Here is a 6,414-nt window from a genome sequence, read left to right as displayed (position 1 = left end):
GAGGTGGTCGGCAAGCATCGCACCGGAAAGTTAACAGCCCGGCGCTCCGTTTACAACCACTTCTCACCCCATAAACAAAAATGCCGTTCAGCGCTAACTGAACGGCATTACCTCGCGAGAGGGCTTTTCGCTTGGCGCGGCGCGGATGCGCTCAGAACAAATTGCGTCGGTCGGGATCGTGGAGCGGATCGGGCGTCTTCTGCGTCATGCGCAAAATGCCCTGATCGTCAAAATAGAAGTTGTACATCAGATACCAGATGTTCGCTTCCATATACCGATAGGTCCAGACTTCGCGCTTCATCAGCGGAAAATAGGATGTCTCCACGGGCCGGCCGAAGTTCACGAGCACATCCTTTCTCGTCCACGTGCCGATCTGCGCCTTGTAGAACTCGTTCTCGTCGAGCACCTGTCTGACGTTGACGATCTTGCCGGATGCGTCGATGTCGGCGGCGGTGGTGAATTCGCCGAGCGGTTGCGTCGGCCACATCAGGCGCTTGCCGCCGTCGGGCAGATCGTAGACTTCGCGCGGCGGACCGAGGCGGGCGACGATCGTCGATGCATCGGCGCCCGTCTGATAGTTCTGCCACGGCTGCGCGCAGGCCGACAGAAGGAGCGCGACGCTCGCGCATGCAAGCGACGCGCGCATGCGGTTGAGTTTGTGCAGCATTGAAGCCTCCACGTGCTTGCTCCTCGCGGCGGCGAGCAGCGTTTATTCGATGTTTCCCGTGATTTTGACACGCGCGCGCGGCAAACGATTCTCCGGTACGCCGCGGTATTCGGGCGGATGTGTCGGCAATGCCGGACTTGCGCGGCCCGCCCGGTGCGGCCTATGATCCGCGCTTTCGGCGGATCGGCGGAACGGCATGGAGAAAGAAATCAGCGCGACGCGTTGGCGGCGCATTGTGGCATCGGCGTGCTTCGCGTTGTCTTTGACGGCGCATGCGGCCGATTTGCCGCCCATCAAGCTTGGGCTGATCGAAGGCATGTCCGGCCCGTTCGCGAACGCCGGCGCGATGGTCGAGCGCAACTTGCGCTTCGGCATCGAGCGCGTGAACGCGCAGGGCGGCGTGAAGCTCGCCGACGGCATGCATCCGCTGCAACTCGTCGTGCTCGACGGCAAGGGCAGCAGCGAGGCGAGTCTCGTGCAACTGCGCGCGGCGATCGACGACGGGATCGGCTTCGTCATGCAGGGCAACAGTTCGGCGGTGGCGGCGGCGCTCGTCGCGGCGATCGACAAGCAGAATGCGCGCGAACCGGACCGCCGCGTGCTCTTCCTCAATTATTCCGCCGACGATCCCGCGCTCACCAACGACGCGTGCAGCTTCTGGCATTTCCGCTTCGACGCGCACGCCGGCATGCGCATGGACGCGCTCGCCGACGCGTTGAAGGACGATCGCGCTGTCAAGAAGGTGTATCTGCTGAATCAGGATTACAGCTTTGGTCACGACGTGAGCCGCGAGGCGCAGCGCGCGCTCAAGGAGCAGCGGCCGGATATCGCGATCGCTGGCGACGAGTTTCATCCGATCGGCCGCGTGAAGGACTTCGCGCCTTACATTGCCAAGATCCGTTCGAGCGGGGCGGACGCCGTGATCACCGGCAACTGGGGCAACGATCTGACGCTGCTGGTGAAAGCGGCGCGCGAGCAGGGGCTCGACGCAAAGTTCTACACGTTCTACGGAAACAGTCTGGGCGCGCCGGCCGCGCTCGGCGACGCTGGCGTGAAGCGCGTGATCGCCGTGGCCGACTGGCATCCGAACGTGGGCAGCGCGGCCTCGGACGCTTACTACCGCGCGTTCCGCGCCCGCTATCCGGACGCCGCGGACGACTACCTCGTGGCACGCATGCCGCTGATGGTCGAAATGCTTGCGTCCGCGATGACCCGTGCGGGCAGCGCCAATCCGTTCACGGTGGCGCGCGCGCTGGAAGGCATGAAGTTCGACGGCGAAGGCTTCCACGCGATGACCATGCGCGCGGACGATCACCAGGTGATCCAGCCCCTTTACGTCATGGAAATGGACAGGGCGGGAGCGAAGGGCGTCGCGCTCGATAACGAAGGTGCCGGCTACGGCTTTCGCACGCTGCTCGCCGTTCCCGCGGGAAAAACCGTCCCGCCGACGACTTGCAGAATGTCGCGTCCGGCACGGTAGGGTCGTCGGTGCCTGTCGGAACCGTGCCTCGGGCGGCGGGCCGTATGCTATACTCTGCGCTTCGTCTCCGGTTTCGACCGAGCCGATATCCGAAACTGGCAAACCCACGGCACGGCCTTTCTTCCGTGACCGCCTGTCTGTATCAAAGGAAAAGCAAATGTCCGTAGCAGAAATCAAGAAGTCCGACATCGTCGCAGAATATGCGCGCGGCGCCAACGACACCGGCTCCCCCGAAGTGCAAGTTGCACTTCTCACGAGCCGCATCAACGAACTCACCCTCCACTTCAAGTCGCACTCGAAGGATCATCACAGCCGCCGCGGTCTGCTGCGCATGGTGAGCCGCCGTCGCAAGCTGCTCGACTACCTGAAGGGCAAGGATGCGGATCGTTACCGCTCGTTGATCGAGAAGCTGGGTCTGCGCAAGTAATTGGCGTCAAACGGCCGCCGTTAGAACGAAGTGCCTGTGTCAGTCCGCTGATACAGGCACTTTGTTTTTATACGTTCCGGCCGTGAAGCGGTGCCTGATCGCATTTTTCATCGGTCGACCCGTCGTAGTAGGTAATTCGGCAGTTCATGGCTTTACCCGGATGCATCATCCGGTTCGACACCCGGTCCGGCCTCGCGGCAGAGCTTTGTGTCATTCCAGCGCGGCGCCTGCGCGCACATCCGGCCAGGCGCCGCGCTGGAATGGCATAACACACCTCCCAAGCGTGGCTCGCGACCGCTCCAGCCAGCGCCAGACAGCCGGCGCGGCGCAACTAGAAGGAGTGACAATGTTCAATAAAATCGTCAAAGAATTTAAGTGGGGACAACACAATGTCCGCCTGGAAACGGGTGAAATCGCCCGTCAGGCAAGCGGCGCGGTGATCGTCGATGTCGAAGACACCGTCGTGCTCGCGACCGTCGTCGGCGCGAAGACCGCCAAGCCGGGCCAGGACTTTTTCCCGCTGACCGTGGATTACCTCGAAAAGACCTACGCCGCGGGCAAGATCCCCGGTGGCTTCTTCCGCCGCGAAGGCCGCCCGTCGGAAGGCGAGACGCTGATCTCGCGCCTGATCGACCGTCCGCTGCGTCCTCTCTTCCCGGAAGGCTTCTATAACGAAGTGCAGGTCGTCATCCACGTCCTGTCGCTGAACCCGGACGTCCCGGCGGATATTCCCGCGCTGATCGGCGCATCGGCGGCGCTCGCCGTGTCGGGCTTGCCGTTCAACGGTCCGGTCGGTGCCGCGCGCGTCGCGTACATCAACAACGAGTACGTGCTTAACCCCACGCGCCCGCAAATGAAGGAATCGGCGCTCGATCTCGTCGTCGCCGGCACGGAGCGCGCGGTGCTGATGGTGGAGTCGGAAGCGCAGCAGCTCTCCGAAGAAGTGATGCTCGGCGCGGTCGTGTTCGGCCACGAGCAGATGCAGACGGCCATCGACGCAATTCATGAACTCGTTCGCGAGGGCGGCAAGCCCGAGTGGGACTGGCAGCCGGCGCCGAAGAACGAAGCGCTCATCTCGCGCGTCACGGAAATCGCCAAGCCGGAACTCGAAGCGGCTTACCAGTTGCGCAACAAGCAGGCGCGTTCCGCCAAGCTGAAGGAAGTGTACGCGGCGACTTCGGCGAAGCTCGCCGAGGAAGCCGTGGCGGCCGATGCGGCAACCATCGGCAACGTGTTGTTCGATATCGAAGCGAAGATCGTCCGCTCGCAGATCCTGAACGGCGAGCCGCGCATCGACGGCCGTGACACGCGCACGGTGCGTCCGATCGAAATCCGCACGGGCGTATTGCCGCGCACGCACGGTTCGGCGCTCTTCACGCGCGGCGAAACGCAGGCGCTCGTCGTCGCGACGCTCGGCACCAAGGGCGATGAGCAGAACATCGACGCGCTCGAAGGCGAATACCGTGAGCGCTTCATGCTCCACTACAACATGCCCCCGTTCGCAACGGGCGAGACCGGCCGCGTCGGTTCGCCGAAGCGCCGTGAAATCGGGCACGGCCGACTGGCCAAGCGCGCGCTGGTCGCGTGCCGGCCGAGCGCCGATGAATTCGGCTACTCGATCCGCGTCGTGTCGGAAATCACGGAGTCGAACGGTTCGTCGTCGATGGCTTCGGTCTGCGGCGGCTGCCTCGCGCTGATGGACGCCGGCGTGCCGATGAAGGCGCACGTCGCGGGCATCGCGATGGGCCTGATCCTCGAAGGCAACAAATTCGCGGTTCTGACCGACATCCTCGGCGACGAGGATCACCTCGGCGACATGGACTTCAAGGTGGCCGGCACGGCGCAAGGCGTGACCGCGCTGCAGATGGACATCAAGATCCAGGGCATCACGAAGGAAATCATGCAGGTCGCGCTCGCGCAGGCGAAGGAAGGCCGCATGCACATCCTCGGCAAGATGACGGCCGCGGTACCGCACACGAACACGGAACTGTCCGACTACGCGCCGCGCATGATCACCATCAAGATCAATCCGGAGAAGATCCGCGACGTGATCGGCAAGGGCGGCTCGGTGATCCGCGCGCTGACGGAAGAGACCGGCACGACCATCGACATTTCGGACGACGGCGTCGTGACGATCGCGAGCACGAGCGCGGAAGGCATGGCCGACGCGAAGAAGCGCATCGAGAACATCACGGCCGAAGTGGAAGTCGGCCAGGTCTACGAAGGCCCGGTGCTCAAGCTGCTCGACTTCGGCGCCATCGTGAACATCCTGCCGGGCAAGGACGGTTTGCTGCACATCTCGGAGATCGTCAACGAGCGCGTGAAGGACATCAACGACTATCTGAAGGAAGGCCAGATCGTGAAGGTCAAGGTCATCCAGACGGACGAAAAGGGTCGTGTGCGTCTGTCGGCGAAGGCGCTTCTGAACGAAGCGGCGCAACAGGTAGAGCCCACGCACCCGCAGCAGTAATGCGGTAATGTGTAGACGGCCGGCCGCTGATGCGAGCCGGCCGTTTTCATGTATGACGCGTCGGATGCTATGCATTGTCCGACGCGTCATTGGACTCGATGGCAGTGTGGAGCGTAATTGCGTCAGGCGCGCGCAGTGCCATCCGGTCCGAATGCACACTGACTCCGGTCGTCACAGGGAGAGGATATGAAGGCCATCGAAATCACCGAGTTTGGCGCACCCGACGTCCTGAAACTGGGCGAACGTCCGACGCCTGCGCCAGGCAAGTGCGAAGTCTTGATCAAGGTGGCCGCTTCCGGCGTGAACCGGCCGGACGTGTTTCAGCGGAAGGGCGCCTACGCGCCGCCGCCCGGCGCTTCGGATCTGCCGGGGCTCGAGGTGGCCGGTGAAATCGTCGATGGCGATTTCGATCCCAAGCACAACCCGTTTGGTCTGAAAAAAGGCGATCGCGTGTGCGCGTTGCTCGCGGGCGGCGGATATGCAGAGTATGCGGTCGCCCCGCTCGAGCAATGTCTGCCGGTGCCGAAGGGCCTGTCGGAGATCGAAGCGGCATCGTTGCCGGAGACGTTCTTCACGGTCTGGAGCAACGTGTTCGAGCGCGCTCAGTTGGGCGCGGGTGAGAACGGCGCGGAAGAAACGCTGCTCGTGCAGGGCGGATCGAGCGGCATCGGTGTGACGGCAATCCAGATCGCGAAGGCGCTCGGCTTTCGCGTGTTCGCCACGGCCGGCACCGACGAAAAATGCCGCGCGTGCGAAGCGCTCGGTGCGGAGCGCGCGATCAACTATAAGACGGAAGATTTCGTCGAAGTGGTGAAGTCGCTGACGAATGACCGCGGCGTCGACGTGATTCTGGACATGGTCGCCGGCGACTATCTGCCGCGCGAACTCAAGGCGCTGGCCGACGGCGGGCGCATCTGCGTGATCGCGCTGCTGGGCGGCGCCAAGGCGGAGATCAACCTGAACGACGTGCTGCGCCGGCGCCTCGTCATCACCGGCTCAACGTTGCGTCCGCGTCCCGTCGCGTTCAAGGCGAAGCTCGCGGCGAAACTGAAAGAGCGCGTCTGGCCGGAAATCGAGGCGGGGCGCATCAAGCCGGTGATCCACCAGGTTTTCCCGGCGCACGATGCCGCCGCCGCGCATACGTTGATGGAAAGCAGCACGCACGTCGGCAAGATCGTGCTCGACTGGCGTGAGGACGCGTGACGTTTTCATCCGGCTTGCAGCGTTTCACGTTGCGGCGCGCTTTTGCGGTTTGACCGGTTTCGTCGTAACACAGTAAAATCGCCTGTTTTGCAAGCAGTTTGCGGTTCGTGGCGGTTCATTTTTATAACAGGGCGGCTCTTGCAAGCCGCCGCCGAATGACGAGACAT

5 protein-coding genes are annotated in these 6,414 nt (G+C 63.2%); 4 read left to right on the top strand and 1 reads right to left on the bottom strand.

Annotated features, from left to right (window positions below; genetic code table 11):
- Window positions 1-151: 151 nt before the first annotated feature.
- Window positions 152-667, bottom strand: coding sequence for a hypothetical protein (locus NCR38_RS08355; RefSeq protein ID WP_061119727.1), 516 nt, complete (start codon window positions 665-667; stop codon window positions 152-154).
- Window positions 668-863: 196 nt separating this feature from the next.
- Here NCR38_RS08355 and NCR38_RS08350 point away from each other — a divergent pair, with 196 nt between their 5' ends.
- From NCR38_RS08350 to NCR38_RS08335, 4 genes are all read left to right on the top strand, one after another.
- Window positions 864-2,147, top strand: a complete 1,284-nt coding sequence (locus tag NCR38_RS08350) for a branched-chain amino acid ABC transporter substrate-binding protein (RefSeq protein WP_250476791.1) — start codon at window positions 864-866, stop codon at window positions 2,145-2,147.
- Between the two features lie 157 nt (window positions 2,148-2,304).
- Window positions 2,305-2,574 (top strand): 30S ribosomal protein S15, encoded by a 270-nt coding sequence (gene rpsO, locus NCR38_RS08345; protein WP_061119624.1) that lies wholly within the window; start codon window positions 2,305-2,307, stop codon window positions 2,572-2,574.
- Window positions 2,575-2,914: 340 nt separating this feature from the next.
- Window positions 2,915-5,044 carry a polyribonucleotide nucleotidyltransferase gene (gene pnp, locus NCR38_RS08340; protein WP_250476790.1) on the top strand — a complete coding sequence of 710 codons (2,130 nt, stop codon included), beginning with the start codon at window positions 2,915-2,917 and terminating at the stop codon, window positions 5,042-5,044.
- Between the two features lie 186 nt (window positions 5,045-5,230).
- Window positions 5,231-6,247: an NAD(P)H-quinone oxidoreductase gene (locus tag NCR38_RS08335; protein ID WP_061119622.1), complete on the top strand. Its 1,017-nt coding sequence runs from the start codon at window positions 5,231-5,233 to the stop codon at window positions 6,245-6,247.
- The last annotated feature ends 167 nt before the right edge of the window (window positions 6,248-6,414 follow it).

The sequence above is a fragment of the Caballeronia sp. INML1 genome, assembly GCF_023631085.1.
Lineage (GTDB): Bacteria > Pseudomonadota > Gammaproteobacteria > Burkholderiales > Burkholderiaceae > Caballeronia > Caballeronia turbans.
This window is presented reverse-complemented; position numbering and strand designations above follow the sequence as displayed.

Coding starts and splice junctions, on each gene's coding strand:
- NCR38_RS08355 (WP_061119727.1), bottom strand. CDS start 667: ATGCTGCACAAACTCAACCGCATGCGCGCGTCGCTTGCATGCGCGAGC.
- NCR38_RS08335 (WP_061119622.1), top strand. CDS start 5,231: ATGAAGGCCATCGAAATCACCGAGTTTGGCGCACCCGACGTCCTGAAA.
- rpsO (WP_061119624.1), top strand. CDS start 2,305: ATGTCCGTAGCAGAAATCAAGAAGTCCGACATCGTCGCAGAATATGCG.
- NCR38_RS08350 (WP_250476791.1), top strand. CDS start 864: ATGGAGAAAGAAATCAGCGCGACGCGTTGGCGGCGCATTGTGGCATCG.